The sequence below is a fragment of the Terriglobus sp. TAA 43 genome (genome assembly GCF_000800015.1).
Taxonomy (GTDB): Bacteria; Acidobacteriota; Terriglobia; order Terriglobales; family Acidobacteriaceae; genus Terriglobus.
Genome location: NZ_JUGR01000002.1, coordinates 410,903 through 430,741, shown reverse-complemented (window position 1 = coordinate 430,741; position 19,839 = coordinate 410,903). Strand labels below are relative to the sequence as shown.

Sequence of the window (19,839 nt, the reverse complement as noted above, 5' to 3'; positions counted from 1 at the left end):
ATTTGGCGCCGCACTGGGCCGAGTTCGTTTTTGGCAAAGATCGCCGTTTCCCTCGTCCGCGTATCCGATACGCTGGAGGCCGTCGCCACGCCTGGTGAGATGATGGTATTACCGAATCGGAGGTTCTGAGTGAGTGCGTCGGGCAAGGTGTTGCGAGTCATATTGACTGTGGTTAGCTTGTGCCTTCTAGGGTATGGCTTGGTGCTTGCTCTGTGGGTATCCCCTCCAGATGCGGACCAAGGAAACATGATTCGGGCCTTCTACTACCACTTTCCCAACTGGATAGGCGCGGGTGTGTTTCTTCCTCTCAATCTTCTGGCGTCCGTGACCTATCTCTATCTGCGTTCAAAAGACGATCTGCTCGCTATGAAAGCTGACTCCCTCGCTCTCGCGACTGCCGAGATGGGGGTACTCTATTGCACTTTGGGAATGGTCACTGGTTCACTCTGGGGACGAGTAGCGTGGGGCATTTGGTGGGCGTGGGACGCGAGGCTGACGACGACACTAATGCTCTGGTTGATTTACGTGAGCTATTTGATGATTAGGCGCACGACTGCTTCGTCAGGGCGCGGAGTCATCTGCGCAGTGTTAGCTATCTTCGGTTTTGTGGACATCCCAATCGTGTATATGTCTACGCGGTGGTGGCGTACACAGCACCCTGCGCCGGTCTTTGGTGGAGAAGAAGGTTCTGGCGTCGCTCCAACGATGCAGAGCGCTGTGTGGTTCAATGTTCTCGCGTGGGTCGCATGGGGAGCGTTGATTGTCTCCTTCCGTTATGCCACGGAGTACAGACGACAGAAGCAGGAACATGAGAGGGCGCTGCGTTCGATCAGTTCTACAGAAGGGATGGCATATGGTGACTAAGGCATTAATACTCGTGCGACTTTTCCCATTCGACCCATCTATCGACACGCCTCTCGGACATAGAAACTTGGTGCTGGTTTACTCCGCAGTTTGGGGACTGCACTTGGCATACTTGCTCTATGCTCTACTTCAATGGAAGGCGCTCACCCGAGATTCAAACAAGAAGTAGTCCCGGGCCGAAATCGGCATTACACCCCTCGCCACTGCCCTACGTATCGTGGTAGTCCTAACGCTCGTAGATTTGTACAGGGGTAACATGAATCACTTTGCCGCCGCCTGCCAATTTGAAGGAAGCTCAATCCGGTATCTGTTCACTTCGTCGAGGAAGACGAAACCATCTTTGGAAGATTTGAGACGCCTGCCCGCGAAGTCCGTCAGGCCTTTGCTGATGCCCTCGCCACTGGCAGACGATCCGTCGAGTTCTGCGGCGGTAGTGTTGTATTCAGAGAATGGGTATGTCACGTCGAACCTGACAGTCACAGTTTGATAGGCCGGGACCATGACATCCGGCCACATAACATTCTCGACTTTTGCTACTGAGCCAGTTTCCTTAATGACGCGCATGAGGTTGCCAGTCGGCGCCGAAGGTAGGCGGTAGTCGTACCTGGTATTGTTCTTCAATGCATACTCGAAGTCTAGGTGCAATTCCTCGCCCCGTCGTTGCATCGTCAGTTCGCCTATCTTTGAAGTGATTGCCTTCGACGACCACGGCTTCGGTCTTTCATTCCACCAAAAGACTGAGACGAAGACTATCGCTGCTGCGACAGCGAAGCCAGCGCCGAAGCCTGCACCGCGTATCAAGGTACATTTCCAGGTTTGCATGATCTGATTAAGGATTCGGACCCATAATACAGGCTCACGGGCTATCGGCTAGGCCATACCCCACACTCCGCCCCTCCCACACGCAACGAACAGGAAACCGTTTCCCAATTCCGTCTTACGCCACTCAACCCTCACGCCATCAGACATCTACCCGCGAACAGGCAATGAAAAGCCCCCGAATGGCGGGGGCAGATTGTGTGGATGGTGAGGAGGAGGTTACGCGGTGGCCGGATTCAGCACGCGCATCACCTGGACAGCAGACCATTGACCGCCTCGTCTGGTTGTCTCGCCGCGTTCATTCAGCGCCGACGCGATGCCGCTGAGAGTCGTGATGCCGGATGTTTGAATCTCTCCGATGATGGGGAGGATTTCATCGCGGTAGGATGCCGCGTTCCTACTCCGCACTGCCGCCGCGATCTTGCGGCCCTCCACTGCGATCTTCGCGAATTTGGCCACAGACACGCGCCTGCCTCCTAGCCTTGTGCCGCGTTCCTTCGCGGCTTGTAGTGCTGCCTTGGTGCGCTTGGAGATGGCCTCTGCTTCTTGTTCGGCAACTGCGGCCATGATGTGAATTGTGAACTTCGTTGCTTGTGGCATATCCACGGCGATGAACTCAACGCCGCTCTCCATGAGGTTCGCGATGAATGCGACGTTTCTCGCGAGCCTGTCCAGTTTCGCGATGATGAGGGTTGCCTTGTGGCGCTTGCAGAGCTTCAGCGCCTCTGCGAGAGCAGGGCGGTCGTTTCGCTTGCCGCTCTCTACTTCCAACGACTCCTTCAATAGTGACCATTTGCCGCCATTGAGATAGCTCGTCACGGCGCTGCGTTGCGCCTCCAGGCCCAAACCACTATCGCCTTGCTTCACTGTGCTGACTCTCAGATAGGAGACAAACTTGCCTGATGCCATCGTTCAGATCGTCCTTTACGTTTCAATCAACGAGCGCAGATAGAAATGTAAAGCAAGCGTCCAGGCAGTGCAAGCCTGAAATCGCGGCCTTCAGGATTACTTTCGTTGTGGCACATCTCGCTTATCCAATCGTCCGAGCATTCAGGGAGAGGTCTATGTTCTCCGCGTGCCAATATCGGCACGGAGACACTAACGTCCCTGGGAGGCGTAGGAGTCCCAGAAGCATGCTTCCCGAAGGGGTGGCCGGGGGAGTCCGCCGGGGTATCGACTGCATCGTTCGAGCTGGTGCGGCCAACATCCAACCATCCCCTGTCCGTAACGTCCCTACGTGGTCCCGCGTATCTGATAGGCATTCACAAAAGGGGACCCTATGATTCCGAGCCTCTTTGCACACTTCACCTCTAGAAAGACACTCCTGTACAGATAAATGCCCATTGTGGGTACATGGCTACGGCCACATAAGGCCCCCTTATGGTTCCATTTTTCGTCGTTCTCTAGTTGTGTAGGAGAACAACAATCAGATGCAAGTAAGAGCACGATTGAACAGGCGTCGATACCGAGAAGTGGTTTCCTGCCTTAAGCAGATAATCGCGGACGAGAAGGCACCCCAGCAGCGGCGGCTACGTGCCGTTGAATTGCTACTCGGTGTCTTCGAGCGGCACGACAAGAATGAATTGCGTAAGGGCTCGCTGCGCCGGTCAGAAGATAAACGGGACGAGGACGACCAAGCATCACCCGACACGCTAGGCGGACACGAAGAGTCGCGCGAAACCGTTGCGGCGTTCCTTGCGCGTGTCGCTGGCAGCACGAACGAAGGAGACGAATGAACAACCCCAGCAACATTGACCAGCTACGCGAAATCGTTCGCGACGACGCTCGTCCAGGAACGGAACGCGAGGTAGCAGCAGAATTGCTCATCACGGAACTCGTCGATGCCGTACAGATGCCGAGTGACGATGATGATGAAGTGGTCGCGCATACTCAACCGTGGCTTGACGGCGCCATAAAAAATCTCTTCAACACCGGCCCTGCCGCGAGCATTGTGAATGGCAAGTCATTGACTGCGGCACGAACGAAGGTACATGAGGACCGCAGATTGCGTGCAGTTCTCGCCATTGTGGTCGACGACAGCACCGAGCGTTTAGAACGTTTGGCAGCCTGTAGATGGCTTCTGAAAACCTACAGCTTTATTCGTAGGTGGGCGGTCAACCACTACACGCCGGAGCGTTTGTTAGAGACTGTGCTAACGGCTGACGCGCACAAATGGACGAGTCAGGGCAAACGTCGGGTCGACCGACCAGCAAAGAGTCTTCAGGACGTCTGGAGTTTGTAGAAAAGATTTCCTCAGCCGTTAGGTGTAAGTTGAAGATTCGGCTTGACTTTTCGGCCAACCTGTGATATGATGTAGTTAGTTAGTGAGACGGGTAGAGCCTCAAGCAGTGAGGCTCCCTGACTCTGCCCCGCCTTCCTATGGCGGGTTTTTTATGCACGCTCCATCTGGAGCACCCAAACAGAGGAACTGTAGATACCAGTTAATACTTACTGGTTCGTCACGCCTTTTCGTTCCCATCCGTCGTTCTGTTTCGCTGACGGATAGACATAAGGTTGCGCGTCCACACCCCCTCACGTGCGTGGGAAAGGGAAAGGGAAAGAGACAAAGCAATAGGAGAATGGTTCTCTCTCTCTCTCTCTTTCTATGTATGTCTTTCCCTTTCCCTCTTTCCCTTCGTTTGTGGGGGAACGCGAGTGTGCGTCAGTCCGTTGTTCAGGTCTTCAGAACGACGGGCAGATAACAGATAAGGACGTAAACACGTATGAATCATGAAGCCGTACCCAGTACACCTTTCAGTCTCACCATGCAATCTGCCTTCAGCACCTTCACTAACGGCCAACCTAAACCCATCCCGTACCTCATTGACGGATTGCTTCCGTCCGGGGCATTCAGCGTTCTTGCCGGTAAACCAAAACGCGGTAAAAGTTCTTTGTCTCGTTACGAAGCGGTATGTGTCCTGAAGGGAAAACCCTTTCTCGGACGTGAAACGAAACAAGGCGAAGTTATGCTCATCTCTCTGGAAGACCCTCTTGCACACGTTGACAACTGTCTTGGTGCCTTGGGTTATGACACCAGAACCGATGCTCACATTCACATCGTCACCAAGTTGTCGCCTCACATAGATGAGTCCATCGCTGCTATCGACGATGCCGTCACGAAGAACCCCGCGATCAAATTGGTGATAGTTGACACGTTGGCGAAGTTGCTCAGGTCCGATGACCTCAACGACTACAGCAAAGTGATGCATGGCGTCGAGAAAGTCAGTGCTCTCGCTCGCAAGCATCCTCACCTTCACATTCAAGGTCTCGCTCACGCGAAGAAGCTCAAGACTGATGACCCATTCGATTCATTGTTAGGAAGCACTGCACTGCGTGGTGAGCCTGATACTACCGTTGCCCTGTATGACGACCGAGGTCAGCGCATCATTGCTTCTGAGACTCGGATTGGACGTTCCATTCCACCGACGATCTTGGACACCATGATTGTTGAGAGCGCCGGAGCGAACGTCGTTGCCGACTACAGCCTGGGAACGCCGTTTGAAGCATGGCAAAAGACCCAGGGTGATAAGGCCCAGCGCCAACGTGAAGTGACTCACGCAGAGCGCATAGTTTCCTTCCTGCAACAACGCTGGGACCAGAGTGCCCGTCAAGCGGACGTGCTCGCGGAAGTCAAAGGTAAGACTGAACTGAAGTTGGAAGCAATCGCGGGCCTTATCACGCAGGGCGTTATCACCACGACCGGAACGAAAAAGTCCAAGACTGACCCACTCGTGCTTCATCTCAACGAGTCCGTTCTTCAAACGAACGACTTCCTCAATAAGTATTCCCCGACAGATGGAGGTCTTGATGACGCTGCTTGAAAAACACGAGCGCTTTATCACGCTGTGGCGCATTGCATTGCCGCATGTGACAGAACCTACGATTCAGGACACGGCACGTTGGAGCGCTTATCCGCCTGAGAGTGTCGAACGCGCAATCATGAGAACCGCGCGGCGATTCGCTGCCAATCGTCTCCCACCAAGATTCGAGCCGTTGGAGGCGTTCAAATACGTCTCGTCGGTCGCACGCGGCGACAGTGCCACGGCGCAGATGAAAGAGGTTGCATGATCCACATCAATAACGAACTCTCAGCGACTAGGCCCACACAAACCCAGGCAAACGAGAGCAAGGTCGACAAAAACTTGAGGCGGGCCAGGAACCGTTACGACGCGCTCAAGAAATCACAAAAACTCAGGAACGCCGTCATGGCCGTGCCTGGAGCTACGCTGACCGATGCCGAGCGCATTGAGGGACAGTTGTTCGATCAGCTTCGCGATTATAGATATCCCAAGGGAATCAAGTATGTCCAACGGTTCAATGCCGAAGCAATCGCGTGGGCGAAGTTACAGGCCCAGCTCAGTGTCATGCTCACGGAAGTATTGCCTCAGGTGATAGCGATTCTTTCCGCAGATGGTGTTCTCTTCAACGACACAGCACGTATATGTGCTCTCGTCCTCAACCGTCTGCCCAAGTATAAGGGCGAGGTAGACTCCACAGCCATCGTCGCGTGGGCAACAGGTGAGGCAATCGACATAGCGCGTAAGACCGTTGGGGTTTGGCAGCGATATGCGAAAGTGGAACGTGCTGTCTATGGGAGTATTAACAAAATCTTAGATCAATGCCGTGATCTGGAAACCCGAATCGGCTTGCAAATTGTCGCAAACAATCTGGCATTCGACGTGATGCTCTACTTCATTTACAACAGCCATGAATTCACTACCGATGACACGATTCTTGCAAGACAACTCGCACACCGTGGTGAGCTTGCTGCCCACGCCTGGAAGAAGGCGACTCTGGCAAGGGTGCGCAAATGGGAAATCGGAAAGCCAGTCGAATCCTTGGTCCCCGAACAGGCACAAGTCTTCCAGATGAAAGTCAAAGCGGGACGCGATCAAGTCATCTCGAAAGGCCGCCCAATTAGACTCGGTCCCAACGACATAGGACAACGCGAGGTCTATGGCAAACGCACTCTGAGGCTCGAAGCGCATGACGTGCCGCTGGGGTATTTGGAACCCCACTGGGTTTCGACCGAAATGAAGATCGCTGCCTAAATCTGGTCGTTCTCTAGATGAGTAGGCAGGCTATGCAACACAATGGATTCATCGGACGTGAGCCCGCTTTAACTGCCACACTTCCCGGTAGCAGCGACCATGACAGAGCCGCCGATGGCCGAGCGTAAAAATACGCTCACGTCTCTGGTCCGGGCAGCTTCAAATCATCCTGCTACGCACTGCCAAGATCGATGGCCGCAAAGACGGTCGCAGCAGTGCGTTCTCGATTTTCCCTGTTGCTGAGCAGTAGCAAATCTAATCAGAGGAGAATTGAAACACTCACAACTTACAGATGCGGCACAGGCCGAGTCTGAAGCGTTCACCAAGCGTGAACGTTTCGCTCATTACGAAGACATCACCAACGCGGTCATCCGCGAGTATGTCCGCATTAAGAGCTTGCACCCGGTGATCGCACAATCGTTCGATCCAAACCCGGTGACTGCCTCACAAAAGCTAACTCTCGATCTCATCGGATACAAGATCGACATCGAGAAGGCCACCGAATACGCCCTAAAGGATCGACTCGATCTGCAAGTAACGTGGTTCTCACTTGCATTGGATAAGCCGGTATCGCCAGAACTCAGGGAAGAAGTCATCTGGAAATGCGGCAGGATTTACGGCGCCCGCAATCTCGCACCTTGGCGCTATTGGCGTCGAGGAAGCGACTGCGCGGTGACGACGCGATGAATGTGTACAGAACCCGAAATCAGGGCGTCTGTGCTCTCATGCGCTATGTCTATGGCCCTGGTGTCCACATCGCAACCTTCATCGAACAGCCCAAAGGCGCAACGTTCTTGATTGAGGATGTGGAGGGCCGGTGTGCAGAAATTGCCCGGACCTACCATCGCGACGACGGTGGCCTAGGCTTCGCAATAGAGGACCCGAAGGTGTTGTTGGACGAGTTCATTAAGACTCGCCAAACCCTATCGGCTGCCATTCAAGATGGCAAGCAGTGGAGAAATGAATCATGCCAACAACCCGTGTGATGGAAGGTCTCGCAGACATGACCGGCCAGCAATGCAACACGCTCGATATCGTCCGCCTTGTTGCTCGCCGTCCAGAGCCGACCTACGAGGTGAGATGCACTCGATGCCAAAGTACATCGACGGCACCTCACTCACGTCTTCGCAGTGGCGCCGCTCGTTGCCTTGCATCGGGCTGTGGCAAAGTCCAACAGCGTCAACGCGGTCGCGACCTAGAGGAAGAGCAGCGTAAGCAGGCAGAGGAACGCGAAAAACAGCGCATCGCCGATGTCCAGGCAGCGTCGTTGCGACGCATGGAAGCAGAGGTCGAGGGCTACGTACTGCCCACCAAACGACGCCCTGCTGCCGAGCACGTTGTGCTTACGGAGCGCGACCGCATCGCTATTCGTCAACGCCGCGAGGAGCTGGAAGCTGAAGCCCGAACGGAGCGTGAGACCCGCGAAAAACCCGTGCGGGAACTGACGCAGAAGATCAACGAGACCTCTCGCCAGATTGCGGCATTGGAGCGCAAGGTTCTTCTAGACCCCAATGTCAAAGACTTAGACTTCTGGCACGATCCAGAACTCGTTGGCCTGCACTTAACAGTCGAGGGTGCGACTGAATGGAACTACGCGATGCTGAAAGGCTTCGCCGATAGCCACCCTGAGTTTGTGGTCAACGACCATAACTTGCAAATCCTCAACAACTACTTCAGCAAGCATTCCGTCTTGATGTTCACCACTGAACAACTCAACCGTGTGTACAAACGAATGCTGGCTTGTGGCATCCCATTCGACGCGCCGGAGCAAGCGAATACGGACGTGATTGCAAACGACACGCCAAGCGATACAAAGCGCCCGGATGCAAATCTCACCATCGCACCAGCGAAGGAACCAGACAAGCCTAAGGCACCGACATACGAAGGCTTCGACCTTCAGACGGGCGAACCGCGAACTTTTACCGAACGCGAAGTTGCACGCATGAGTTCTGAGGAGTTCAAGAAGGCGATGCAGATGGTGGCACGTGGCGAAATGGGGTTGCCGCGCATCGGTCCAGGCCCGAACGGGCGTGGCTACCGAGCATAGCCCCCTCACACAAACACGCTTCAACCGACCATGTGATGACTGCACAGTGGAGAACCCGCCGCTGCGTCTGGTTAACATTACATCGCGCTCCCTCCTCTAACGGAGCGGGCCGCCTGCGACTCGAACACGTAGGCGTCAGTAACCGGGGCGTTGCTGGTCCCAATGGTCCCGGTGAAGTTTGAAACACTGTATATGGACGACGGCATAGGCTCAAGACTGGTGTCACGCATTATGATTCACCAATGCCCATCGAACGTGACCCGATTGCACTGGCGATTGCCGGATATGCTGCGGTTGTTTCCACTGCTGTTTTTGCATGGACCGTCTACAGCTACAAGAAAGACTCGCCTAGGGTGGTATTGAGCGCGAAGATTCTGGTTGATAAACAAGAAAGGTCCGGGCAAGTCATTCAGAACTCTTATGCGCTTGATGAGTTTTATCCCAATTCCGAGACTGGTTCGGAGTGGAAGCTCGAGATTCACTTCGCCAATGCTGGACGTAGGCCCGTGACGATAACGGGATGGGCGGCCATTCGGACCAGCAAATTCGACTACCCTCCGAGTGAGACCTTTTACAATCCTGTGACTCTTCAGGAAAGCGAAACATCGCTGTTTTATCTACAGAATTTCGATGTGTTCAGAAAGAACACCAGCAGAGTAGTGGTTAAAGATTCGCAGGGAAGGTCTTGGTCTCTTCCCACCAAACAAGTGAAGCAGATTCAGAAACTCATGCTCGATCATAAGCTCTGATTGCTTACGAACGTCCCCGTTCAGGCTCGCATGCCCGTACGGGGAACCTTTCTTGTTTGCGCGGCAGTACTCACTTGACCAGAGCTTTTATAGTGATTGTTATGTCCGATCCAGTGCTAAGTTCCGTCATCGCAGCGAGCGTAGCGATCATCGGTCTCATCGTCTCCAAAGAAGGCAAAACCTCCGAATTTAGACAGCAATGGATCGATAGCCTGCGGCAAGACCTCTCAACCCTCATTGCAAATACGCTCCATCGTGCAGAGGACGAGATTCAAGATGAAGCCGACGCAGTGAAGGTATGTAATGAGGCGGTCGCTCGCATCCGCCTCCGATTGAACCCTAGGGAAAAGAATAGTCAGCAGCTGCTTGGTTGTGTAACAAAGATGGCGGCTCTCAACGGCGTCTCGACAGCATCCCATGAGGAGCTGAGAAGAGCTGCGAATGGCGTTGTGGCTGCGTCACAAGTTGTTCTCAAGCAGGAGTGGAGTAGAGTCAAGCGCGGCGAATGGCGGTACGTGACAGTTCTCATCATTGCTGTCTCTTCGCTAGGCATTGGCTTGTGGAAAATGTTTGTTCCTGCTCTTCCTTTCCTTCATCGCTGAGCATCCCAGAGATCAACGATCTAGTTTCATCGTTCTTTTCCCTGAGGCTTCTCCTCGAACATCAGTTTTCCCGTCTTTGGCCTTCACGCCGTGACGGGGACCTTTCTTGATTGGCGGTCCCTCTTGCGTGACAGGTCCGCCACAGTGAGAGGGTGGATACGAGGGCGGAGGTCGCCTCGCGAGTCCTCGCGATCCTCCCAGGCAGTCATCGAACGCAACTACTTGTGTTAGCGTTTCAGAACATCGATTCACTGCTATTGGATGTCTTTTGAAAGCCTATGGGTACGAATCCTCTTCCTGCTGCGGGTAACGAAGAAACCATTCCACCGTTCACATCGTCGGGTGTGCTGCCTCCGTATATAGGTGGAAACCCAACAATTCCAGCAAACATGTCGCCGTATCGCGTCACGCTCTTGGAAGTAGTACAGCGTTTTTCACACAGCTCAGAAAGAAGGACAATTCTCGCTGGTTTTTTGGCGCACAGGGCACATCTAATCGGAATAGGCATTACTGGCGTGCAATGGCTTGACGGGAGTTTCCTAGAAGATATTGAGAATACGGAAGAAAGATCACCAGGCGATATTGACGTCGTCAGCTTCATAGTCAGGCCACCTGCCTATCAAGCAGATAATGATGCATGGAACACATTCTGGATGGGACATTCAACAGCCTTTGACCCTGAGCAAGCAAAAGTCTCTTACCAAACGGACGCATATTTCGTGGATGTGATGTGGGGACCGGCCTACGTAATCAAACAGACCGCGTACTGGTTTGGTCTTTTCTCGCACAAGCGGTCCACCGGCTTGTGGAAAGGCATGTTAGAAGTTGTGCTGGATTCGCAACAGGATGACGCGGCAGCATCACAGTTGCTCGCGACTTTTGGGTAAGGGATGGCTAGTTTCTTAGACAGATCGGGGATTGTCGCAGAGCTTTCGGGGATCGAGCATCTGCTCAGCGCTCTTCCGGTGGAGGATGCGCTTGGTCGAATGAGCTTGAATTCGCGTCGGCGCCAGCTCCAGGAACAGCTCTCACAACTAGGAGAGAAAAGAAACACGCTCGCCTCAACGGCTTTGTATTTTGGCGGCAGGCCGGTGATCGGTAGCCGTGGAATACAAGCAGAATTTGCCTCCAAAGTTCTTGATGACTACAGGGATTCCGTCGTCAACATGTGGGCATCGACCGATGGACATATCGCGTCGCGGGGACCTGTTCCAGACCAGGACTCGGCAAAACTTCATGTCACGGAACTGCTGCATGGTTCGGTCGGTTTCTTGATTGAGGAGATTGACCTCAAGGCGATGCCGCTGTTCCCCACCGCTTTGAAAAAAGCAGCCGATGCGGTAGACGGGCTGATCGTGTCCGTCGCAAAGCAAACAGATGATGAATTCGAGCGAGACATTGAAAAACTACATCCACGAGTGTTCCGTGCCGTAGAACGCCTGATAAAGAACCTTCATCAAGCTGAAGCGACAATCCGGCTTGTGGATGAATCCCGGGACGAGGTCCTAACCACTCAGGACGTCGGTGTGGCCTACACTCGCCTTGAGGCCACCAGCATCGAAGATGACCAATTCACCGAAGACGGACTGCTCATTGGCCTGCTGCCATATGGTGAACGCTTTGAATTCCGCCGTGCTGGTGGACAGTTAATTACAGGGAAGGTTTCGCCTTCTCTAAGCGAGTCTTATCTGAAGAGATTGCGTGAAGAACAGGCCATCAATAAGTGGTGGAGAGCCACCATCTCTAGACGTGAGGTGCGCCGTTTCGGTCGGTCCAACGAGAGATTTCTGCTCTTGGACCTTGAAGAGATCAAGCAGCCCGCTCTGGCTGACGCACCCCAGCAACCAGATTCGACTTCGTCCTGAAATAGCGATTAGAGTCGCACAGTCGAGACGGTGATGCAGGCCAAGACTTCATCAGGCCCACTCCGTAATTTACGAGCGCAAGCCTGTGACTCCCCAGGCGCCATAGGTCCACATTGGACAATCAAGCAATCGAAAAGCCGCTGACTGCCGAGCAACTAGCAGCGGTCCTCCAACTCAATCCCGAAACAATCCGAAGGTGGGCACGGGAAAGCAAGATTCCGTGCGTTCGGCTCAGTCCCCGGAAGATCGTCTTCCTTCCATCAAAGATTCGCGCATGGCTGGAAGCGCGAAATGGATACACTGATGACGCAGGTCGTGTTGCCTCAACCGAAACGGAGAAGGCTGCATGACTCAAACTCAACTGAACAATGTTCCATACGCGCTCAGGCGTGAACGCTTTCAAAACGGTTCATTGAAAATAGAGCAACGGAAGAAAGGCCCGAATGTCTGGGTCTTTCGCTGGCGTGAAGACTTCGGGAATGGTCAGACTGTAAGGCGCAAGAAGATCGTTGGCACTACCGACCAGCTTCGGAACAAGAGCGCCGCAGAGAAAGCAATTCTCGCTTTCAAGGTCGATCTCAACGCGACGAACGGGGCATTGCCAACCGTGATGACACTTGCCGAAGTGGTTGAACACTTCAAGCTAGTTGAGCTTCACGCTGGCAATCGAACCGCCCGGACACGCGAGACTTACGTGTCGTACTTGGACCGGTACATCCTACCGAAATGGGGTGAGTCTCGCCTCTCTGATGTAAAGACAGTGCAGGTCGAACGATGGCTCGGAAGTCTTGAAGGGGCACCGGCGACGAAATCCAAGATTCGGGCAGTCATGAGCATGGTGTTTCGACATGCCATGCGGTATGAGTTCACGAACGTCAACCCGATTGCGTTGGTACGGCAATCGAGCAAGAGAGTGAGCGAGCCGGAGATTCTGGAGGTGTCGGAAGTACGCGACCTTCTCCAGGAGCTGAAGGGGCAGCCGGAACCCGGTTACACACTGGTATTCACAGCGGTAGTCACCGGTCTAAGGCGTGGTGAACTGTTTGGGCTGAGGTGGAGTGATATTGATTTCGTTAAACGGCGGATCAATGTCACGCGCTCACTAGTGAATGGTGTCATTGGAGAGCCGAAGACCTCGTACTCCCGTCGCCCAATACCGCTGTCGGACGAACTCGCAGACGTTCTGTTGGCTTGGAAGTCTGTAACCGCCTACACAGCGGACGGCGACTGGGTGTTTGCAAGCCCTCATTCGTTTGGTCAGCAACCCTATTGGCCGGACTCGATGCTTTATAAACGCATTAGACCGGCAGCCAGGGCGGCTGGCATAACGAAGGAACTGGGCTGGCACTCTTTCCGTCGAACGACCGCCTCATTGCTGTTATCTTCTGGGGCAAGCATTCGTACCACCCAAGAGATTCTGCGGCACGCTTCGCCGACGATGACCTTAGGGACGTATGCCCAATCCGTTCCAGCAGAACGCTTGGCAGCTCAGCAGGGAATAGCCACCTTGCTGTAGCTGTTGGACCCATCTGGACCCACATTGGACCCAGACGGAGAATTTTGCAAAGTTAAGTCGTTTGAAATGTGGTGACCCGGGCAGGAGTCCAACCTGCGACCTTCGCCTTAGGAGTGCGCCGCTCTATGCAACTGAGCTACCGGGCCACGTTTCGCTAGTGTAGCTGAATCATTCCAGTAATTTAGTGACCCTGGGAACGGAAGACGACGTAAATTGCGCCCAGTAGATCATCCGTTATCAGGTAACGGCCGTTATCAAGTCGCAACACCCCGCATGGTCGCCCCACGACTCGCGGTCGTCCTGCGCTGGTTTCCAGGAAGCCTGTCACAAAATCCTTTGGTTTCCAATCGGTTTCTGCGACAGAAACTACGCGGTAGCCTGTGCCAATTCGCGGATGACCAGCGCCGTGCAGTGCGATGAGATACTGACCGCCCGCAATCTTCTCGATGCCAAGTGGTGAACTGTGGGCGACAAAGCCGGTGAGAGGAACTTTCACTCCGTCGCAAACTCCCGGCGTCTTGCCTAACTCCGGATCTGGATGAATCTTGCCGCCCTCGACGTAGCAAGCGGGCCATCCCACATCGATTGGTTTGCCTGACGTATACGCTGCAACGATCTCCGCTGCTGAGAAGCGCAACAGTGTGTCTTCAGGAGCCTTATCGCCTAATTGGTCATCTCCCATGTTGGTGGCCAGCAGGCTGGAGGAAGTCTCATCCCAAAGGAGCCCCACGGCGTTTCGCACATTCTTCACCACGATCTTGCTATGGCTGCCGTCTGGCTCCATCACGCTGATGGTGGCTCGCACAGCCTCTTTTTCCGCGCATGCGTTGCAGGACGAACCGACGGATACAAACATGTGGGGCTTGCCCGCAATGGTGCCAAACACAACGGTACGAGTGAGATGCCAGCCGCCGTATTTATAGTCCAGCCCATAGTCCGGATAGTGCGCCAGCACCTCCGGCTCGGCCACCGGCTTCATATCGCCAGCTTTGTACTTGTAGCGCACCAACCTGTCCGTCAACGCCACATAGAGCCACGTTTGCCCTCCAGCGTCCGTGAAAAAGGCAATGCTATTGGGATTCCTCAAATTTTGCAGGTAGGGGATTGCGCGAGCAAAGCGATTCTCAGAAGGGCTCCATCCATCGAGGATCAGCACCTGTCCACGCTTGTTGTCGGTGCGGTTGAACATATCTGTTGCGAAGATGCGACCATCAGGCGACTTCTCAAGAAAGCGAACCCTCTTCAATCCGTCCAATGCAACTCGCACATCGTACCCGGCAGGCAGATTTAGGGTTATTGCCTTGCCGTTGGCTTGCAATCGGTGTGAAACCATCTGGCTTTTTGCTTGAATGATCGACAACAGGAGAAGGACAACCGTTACGCTCCGATTCATATGGGAAAGGGACTCCATTAAGCGGGCACGGGTTGCCGCTTTGGTAAACTTAATGCTGAGGTTCCCATGCCCGAGATCACCCGCCGGAAGGCCGTCACGGTTAAGATTGGCAACGTTCGCGTCGGCTCTGACGCCCCGGTTGTCGTGCAGTCGATGACCAACACCGACACCGCCGACATTGAAAGCTCTATTCAGCAGATTGCCGCTCTCGCACGCGCCGGCAGCGAGATGGTGCGCGTTACCGTCAATAACGATGACGCTGCGAAGGCACTGCCGTACATCGTGGAAGGCATCCGCAAGAAGGGATGGGAGACACCCATCATCGGCGACTTCCATTACAACGGTCATCTGCTGCTTGCCAAGTATCCTGACTGCGCCGAAGCGTTGGCGAAGTACCGCATCAATCCCGGCAACTGCTCCATCGGCCGTAAGGACGACGACAACTTCCGCACGATGATCGAAGTTGCCGTAAAGCATCAGAAGCCTGTGCGCATCGGTGTCAACTGGGGGTCACTGGACCAGGCATTGCTGACAAAGATGATGGACGAGAACAACCATTTGGCTAATCCACTGCCCGCACGCGAGGTCATGTTGGAGACGATGGTGCGTTCTGCGTTAGACAACGCAGCCGCAGCTGAACGTTACGGACTGCGCCGCGACCAGATCATCCTCTCGGCTAAGGTCAGCGGTGTTCGTGACCTCATTGATGTTTACAACGAACTCGCCTCGCGCACCGACCATGCGCTGCACCTCGGCCTCACGGAAGCTGGCATGGGCATGAAGGGTACGGTGGCCTCCACGGCTGGACTTGCTCCGCTGCTGTTGAAGGGCATTGGCGACACGATCCGTGTATCGCTCACACCGACGCCTGGTGGTGACCGTAGCGAGGAAGTGCGTTGCGCGCAGCAGATACTGCAGGCTCTCTCTATCCGCAGCTTCGCACCACAGGTTACGAGCTGCCCTGGTTGCGGACGCACCACGTCGACCTACTTCCAGATGCTGGCAGAGCAGGTACAGAACTACATCACCTCATCGATGCCGGAGTGGAAGGTTCAGTATCCCGGTGTGGAGGAGATGAAGTTGGCCGTGATGGGCTGCATCGTAAACGGACCGGGCGAGTCGAAGCACGCTAACATCGGCATCTCGTTGCCGGGTACGTTTGAGGAGCCCAAGGCGCCTGTGTACATCGACGGTAAGTTGGCTATGACTCTCAAGGGCGATCACATCGTGGATGAGTTCAAGGTCATCCTGGACGACTACGTGAAGAGCCACTACGGTAAGGCGCAGATCGAGGAACTGGTCTCCGCTTAGTTCACTTACCTACACACATACACAAAGGCGCATGCTCTCTGCATGCGCCTTTGTTATTGCTGCTGATCCTAGGAAGGCAGCGTGATTTCCTTCGCTACATCCGCGAGTATCTCGTAGGAGCGAAGACGATCGGCTTGTTCGTAGGTGTCGGTTACAGCGAAGATCTCATCCACGCCAAGCCAATCGACAGTGCGCTGCAGCCGTTGTTTTACGGAATCGCGATCGCCCACAACAGCGAGTGCAAGTCGCGCTGCGACAGCGTCAGCTTCGGCGGAGGTCCATAGGCCTTCCATGGAGTCCACCGGGGGGCGTACCTCTATGGGCTGGTTGCGTACCAGAGACAGGAAGCGCTGCTGCGGCGTAGTGAGTAGCCGCTTGGCGTGTGCTTCGGTGTCGGCGGCGATGACTGGCAGGCCGACCATGGCGTATGGCTTGTCCAGCACATCCGACGGTGTAAAGTGGCGGCGGTAGAGCCCCATCGCTGGTTCCACGTACTGTGGTGCGAAGTGGGCGGCGAAGGCGAAGGGCAGACCGAGATGTCCTGCTAACTGGGCGGAGTAGCCACTGCTGCCTAGCAGGGTGATGGGTACGTGCGTGCCTTCGCCGGGGACTGCGTGGACGATCTGGCCGGGTTTGGGGTCGCCGAGATACTGGCGCAGTTCCGCTACCAGTTCGGGGAAGTCGTCGCCGCTGCTGGTGCGGCGAAGGGCTCGCATGGTGGGCATGTCAGAACCCGGTGCGCGGCCGAGGCCGAGGTCGATGCGGTTGGGATACATCGATGCCAGTGTGCCGAACTGCTCCGCGACTACCAATGGCGCGTGGTTCGGTAGCATGATGCCTCCGCTGCCGACCCGGATGGTGGATGTCTTATCTGCCACGTGACCGATGAGAACGGCGGTGGCCGAACAGGCGAGTCCGCGGATGCTGTGGTGTTCCGCCAACCAGAAGCGCTTGTAGCCAAGGCGCTCTACGTGCTGCGCTGTCTCCACGCTGCGGGCGATGGCGTCGCCAGTGGATTCGCCGGGACGCATACCAACCAGATCGAGTACAGAAACCTGTAATTGCCTGCTCATGGATATTGGATGATGCTTCGATGGACATCGAACCATGGCTTGTATTGCGGCGATAATGGAGCGATATGACACGCACGAAAGCCTTCCTGACCCGACCTTTGCCTGCAACCGTTGAAGCTGCCATTGCGACACACTTCGATGTGGTTCGCGGGGAAGGGGATCGGATTCTTTCAGCGGTGGAAGTGACGGAGGGGGCGCGGGGTTGCCGGGCGGTGTTCGTGTCGGCCATGCAGCCAATGGGGCGTGAGGTGATCGCGGCGTTGCAGCCGGAGCTGAAGGCTATCGGTACGGTATCCGTTGGGTATAACCATGTGGACCTGGAGGCTTGCCGCGAGTATGGCGTGAGCGTGTTCTACTCGCCCGGTGTGCTGTCCGATGCGTGCGCCGATTTGGCTGTGATGCTGGTGCTGAACGCCGCGCGTCGTGGACATGAGGCTGAGGCGCTGGTGCGCAGTGGTAAGTGGCCGGGTTATAGCAATGTGCAGTTGCTTGGTATTGGGTTGACGGGGCGTCGTGCGGGCATTCTTGGTATGGGTCGCATTGGACAGGCGATTGCAGCACGTCTACGTGGCTTTGGCACGGAGATTCACTACCACAATCGCCGTCAGCTCTCTGCCGAGGAAGAGCTTGGTGCGACGTACCATGCGACGGCGGAGGAACTGTTGCGTGTGAGTGACTTCCTTGTGTTGTGCGCGCCGGGAACGCCGGAACTGCATCGCTTCCTGAACCGCGAGCGGATCGCTCTGCTGCCCGAGAATGCTGTGGTGGTGAATGTGTCGCGCGGCGACACGGTGGATGATGATGCGTTGATTGAGGCGTTGAAGTCTGGTCGTGTGTTTGCTGCAGGTCTGGATGTGTATGCGAATGAGCCTGCGCTCGATCCGCGATATATCGAACTGGAGAACGTCTTCCTGACGCCACATATTGCGAGCGCTACGACGGATACTCGTCATGCGATGGGAATGCTGGTTCTGAACGGCATCCTTGCGCATGATGCTGGGGAAGCGCCTGAAAATCAGCTTTGCTAGTACTTCGTACCGTTCTCAACTGTTCGGTATGTTGTGAGGTCCTGTAGGTGTGGGGTGGGTACCCTCCCCCTCCCCCCACTTTTCTAAAATCGTCTTTCTATTGGGGTTACGATTTGAGCGGCTGTAAAATCGTCTTCCCATTGGGTTTAGAGGCAAAATCGTCTTTCTACAAGAGTTAGGGCCGCGCTCAGCGCGGCCCTTTCCTCTTCTATTTCTATTTTAGTTGTTTGGTAGAAATACCATGCCAACTCTATTTCTTTTGGTTTGTTGCGATTAGGTGGTTCGAGGGCTTGACAGGTTTTCGGATGGTCCGGAAGCCCTTACTGCGTGAGGTTAAAGCTTCGTACTGCGATGACCTGCAGTATGCGGCTGAAGCCTATCGCTTTGGCTTTGGCGCCCACCATTCAGGAAGCAACTTGGGAACGCGAAGTTTGGCCGCCACAGGACCCCAGACGGGTTGAAATTCACTGAGGAGGTTTGAAATTACCTTGCCTTCGATTCCTATGGCCATGCGTTGCTCAGCGTGCGTGACGTCGTTATAGCCGTCCGGAAGATATGCCATGCCGACAAAGCCACCTGCCGCAGAACTCGTGAAGGTACTCAGTGCGAACATCCGATGACCAGAGTCGGACTTATCGACCACTGTCCATGCCAAGGCATGGCTGATACGCACTACCGGGTTCTTGCTCTCGGAACGTTTGTATCGAGGGTCTTCGTGGAACAGTACTTGTGTGGCGAAATCCGCCGTACTCCGAGCCGTACGTTGTGCGATCTCATTGCCGTAGTTCCGCCCGAAGGCTCCCATTCCGTCCTGCCATTCTCGCGGGTATTCCTTCTTCGGGTTTGCCATCTTCATGCCTGCGCCAAAGAGTGGGTAGATCACAGCGGCTGGTGAATACGTCTTGTGATAGTAGATCTCCCACTTATCGTGTGCTGTGAGCATAGTTCCGGAAACAAGCTTGGGAGGTAACAGAGGAATCGTGTTGATCTTCGTCTGGCCCTGATGCGGCATCTCTTGATCTTGCGTATCCATTTCGTTCTGAGGGGCGGGTGCATCAGGCAGCGCATCGACTGCGGTGAGTGATGAGGATGTATCTTTCGCGATCGGGTTACTGCTTGCGATGGAGGTCTCTGTGAAGAGTACGCTCTGAGAGTTTGCGGCTTTGGCGATACCAAGCGAGGCTACGGTGATCGCAATTGTGGCAAACAGCTGATTCAGTTTTTTCGAGGCGAAGCAGTCCTTCATAATCTCCCGGGAACTCTTGATGATTTGTTGTTGCGAACATTCGCTTCGGCCTGCAGCACGTTCTTGTTGCCAGTGCGGCCCAGCGTTGTATCGAGTGGCTCTTTCCCGATTAGAGCGGCTCAAGTTGCTTTCGTTAGGTCGAGAAACTACTTCTCGACACTTCACGACAAATCTCTTTCGCAGCGAAGCAGTAAGAGATTCATCCTGTGTTGAGAAGTGTCGACTAACGCATCTTCCTGCCAGAGCTCCCGTCTAGCAGACAGGAGTCAGCATGT

General features: G+C 54.8%; 21 protein-coding genes and 1 tRNA gene. 16 read left to right on the top strand and 6 right to left on the bottom strand.

Annotated elements, in window-relative coordinates; translation table 11 throughout:
* The first annotated feature begins 129 nt into the window (after window positions 1-129).
* A complete protein-coding gene (gene ccsA / locus M504_RS16395) occupies window positions 130-864 on the top strand; it encodes a cytochrome c biogenesis protein CcsA (RefSeq protein WP_052200932.1) in 735 nt (244 codons plus the stop codon).
* A gap of 261 nt (window positions 865-1,125) precedes the next feature.
* Here ccsA and M504_RS16390 read toward each other — a convergent pair whose 3' ends face one another.
* A complete protein-coding gene (locus M504_RS16390; protein ID WP_156993924.1) occupies window positions 1,126-1,686 on the bottom strand; it encodes a hypothetical protein in 561 nt (186 codons plus the stop codon).
* A 216-nt stretch (window positions 1,687-1,902) separates the two neighbouring features.
* Window positions 1,903-2,592, bottom strand: coding sequence for a recombinase family protein (locus M504_RS16385; protein ID WP_047495876.1), 690 nt, complete (start codon window positions 2,590-2,592; stop codon window positions 1,903-1,905).
* Window positions 2,593-3,113: 521 nt separating this feature from the next.
* Between M504_RS16385 and M504_RS16380 the strand changes: the two genes are divergently transcribed.
* From M504_RS16380 to M504_RS16315, 13 genes are all read left to right on the top strand, one after another.
* A complete protein-coding gene (locus tag M504_RS16380) occupies window positions 3,114-3,419 on the top strand; it encodes a hypothetical protein (RefSeq protein WP_047495874.1) in 306 nt (101 codons plus the stop codon).
* Window positions 3,416-3,925, top strand: a complete 510-nt coding sequence (locus M504_RS16375) for a hypothetical protein (protein ID WP_047495871.1) — start codon at window positions 3,416-3,418, stop codon at window positions 3,923-3,925. The genes M504_RS16380 and M504_RS16375 overlap by 4 nt, the downstream gene beginning before the upstream one ends.
* Window positions 3,926-4,406: 481 nt before the next feature.
* Complete coding sequence (locus M504_RS16370) at window positions 4,407-5,504, top strand: AAA family ATPase (protein ID WP_084214476.1); 1,098 nt, start codon at window positions 4,407-4,409, stop codon at window positions 5,502-5,504.
* Window positions 5,491-5,751, top strand: coding sequence for a hypothetical protein (locus tag M504_RS16365; RefSeq protein ID WP_047495864.1), 261 nt, complete (start codon window positions 5,491-5,493; stop codon window positions 5,749-5,751). The genes M504_RS16370 and M504_RS16365 overlap by 14 nt, the downstream gene beginning before the upstream one ends.
* Window positions 5,748-6,734, top strand: a complete 987-nt coding sequence (locus M504_RS16360; RefSeq protein WP_047495861.1) for a hypothetical protein — start codon at window positions 5,748-5,750, stop codon at window positions 6,732-6,734. The genes M504_RS16365 and M504_RS16360 overlap by 4 nt, the downstream gene beginning before the upstream one ends.
* A 270-nt stretch (window positions 6,735-7,004) precedes the next feature.
* Window positions 7,005-7,421: a hypothetical protein gene (locus M504_RS16355; RefSeq protein ID WP_047495858.1), complete on the top strand. Its 417-nt coding sequence runs from the start codon at window positions 7,005-7,007 to the stop codon at window positions 7,419-7,421.
* Between the two features lie 280 nt (window positions 7,422-7,701).
* A complete protein-coding gene (locus M504_RS16345) occupies window positions 7,702-8,781 on the top strand; it encodes a hypothetical protein (protein ID WP_156993922.1) in 1,080 nt (359 codons plus the stop codon).
* A 242-nt stretch (window positions 8,782-9,023) separates the two neighbouring features.
* The gene (locus M504_RS16340; RefSeq protein WP_047495848.1) at window positions 9,024-9,530 is read left to right on the top strand and encodes a hypothetical protein; all 507 of its coding nucleotides are present in this window, start codon (window positions 9,024-9,026) and stop codon (window positions 9,528-9,530) included.
* A gap of 101 nt (window positions 9,531-9,631) precedes the next feature.
* Entirely contained in the window at window positions 9,632-10,132 is a 501-nt protein-coding gene (locus tag M504_RS16335; RefSeq protein WP_156993920.1) for a hypothetical protein, read from the top strand.
* A 278-nt stretch (window positions 10,133-10,410) separates the two neighbouring features.
* Complete coding sequence (locus M504_RS16330; RefSeq protein ID WP_052200929.1) at window positions 10,411-11,019, top strand: hypothetical protein; 609 nt, start codon at window positions 10,411-10,413, stop codon at window positions 11,017-11,019.
* A 99-nt stretch (window positions 11,020-11,118) separates the two neighbouring features.
* Window positions 11,119-11,997, top strand: a complete 879-nt coding sequence (locus M504_RS16325) for a hypothetical protein (protein ID WP_156993918.1) — start codon at window positions 11,119-11,121, stop codon at window positions 11,995-11,997.
* 113 nt (window positions 11,998-12,110) lie between these two features.
* On the top strand, window positions 12,111-12,347 hold the full coding sequence (locus tag M504_RS22785) for a helix-turn-helix domain-containing protein (RefSeq protein ID WP_047495839.1): 237 nt from the start codon (window positions 12,111-12,113) through the stop codon (window positions 12,345-12,347).
* Window positions 12,344-13,513: a site-specific integrase gene (locus M504_RS16315; RefSeq protein ID WP_052200927.1), complete on the top strand. Its 1,170-nt coding sequence runs from the start codon at window positions 12,344-12,346 to the stop codon at window positions 13,511-13,513. Before M504_RS22785 ends, M504_RS16315 begins: the two co-directional genes overlap by 4 nt.
* Window positions 13,514-13,582: 69 nt before the next feature.
* Here M504_RS16315 and M504_RS16310 read toward each other — a convergent pair.
* Window positions 13,583-13,659 (bottom strand) — tRNA-Arg (locus M504_RS16310).
* 35 nt (window positions 13,660-13,694) lie between these two features.
* Window positions 13,695-14,906 (bottom strand): sorbosone dehydrogenase family protein, encoded by a 1,212-nt coding sequence (locus M504_RS16305; protein WP_047495837.1) that lies wholly within the window; start codon window positions 14,904-14,906, stop codon window positions 13,695-13,697.
* A 66-nt stretch (window positions 14,907-14,972) separates the two neighbouring features.
* Between M504_RS16305 and ispG the strand changes: the two genes are divergently transcribed.
* Entirely contained in the window at window positions 14,973-16,217 is a 1,245-nt protein-coding gene (gene ispG, locus M504_RS16300; RefSeq protein ID WP_047495834.1) for a flavodoxin-dependent (E)-4-hydroxy-3-methylbut-2-enyl-diphosphate synthase, read from the top strand.
* A gap of 68 nt (window positions 16,218-16,285) precedes the next feature.
* On the opposite strand, the gene M504_RS16295 is transcribed toward ispG, so the two are convergent.
* Complete coding sequence (locus M504_RS16295) at window positions 16,286-17,290, bottom strand: LLM class flavin-dependent oxidoreductase (protein ID WP_047495830.1); 1,005 nt, start codon at window positions 17,288-17,290, stop codon at window positions 16,286-16,288.
* Between the two features lie 65 nt (window positions 17,291-17,355).
* Between M504_RS16295 and M504_RS16290 the strand changes: the two genes are divergently transcribed.
* Window positions 17,356-18,318, top strand: a complete 963-nt coding sequence (locus M504_RS16290; RefSeq protein WP_047495827.1) for a D-glycerate dehydrogenase — start codon at window positions 17,356-17,358, stop codon at window positions 18,316-18,318.
* Between the two features lie 376 nt (window positions 18,319-18,694).
* On the opposite strand, the gene M504_RS16285 is transcribed toward M504_RS16290, so the two are convergent.
* Window positions 18,695-19,564, bottom strand: coding sequence for a hypothetical protein (locus M504_RS16285; protein ID WP_047495824.1), 870 nt, complete (start codon window positions 19,562-19,564; stop codon window positions 18,695-18,697).
* Between the last annotated feature and the right edge of the window lie 275 nt (window positions 19,565-19,839).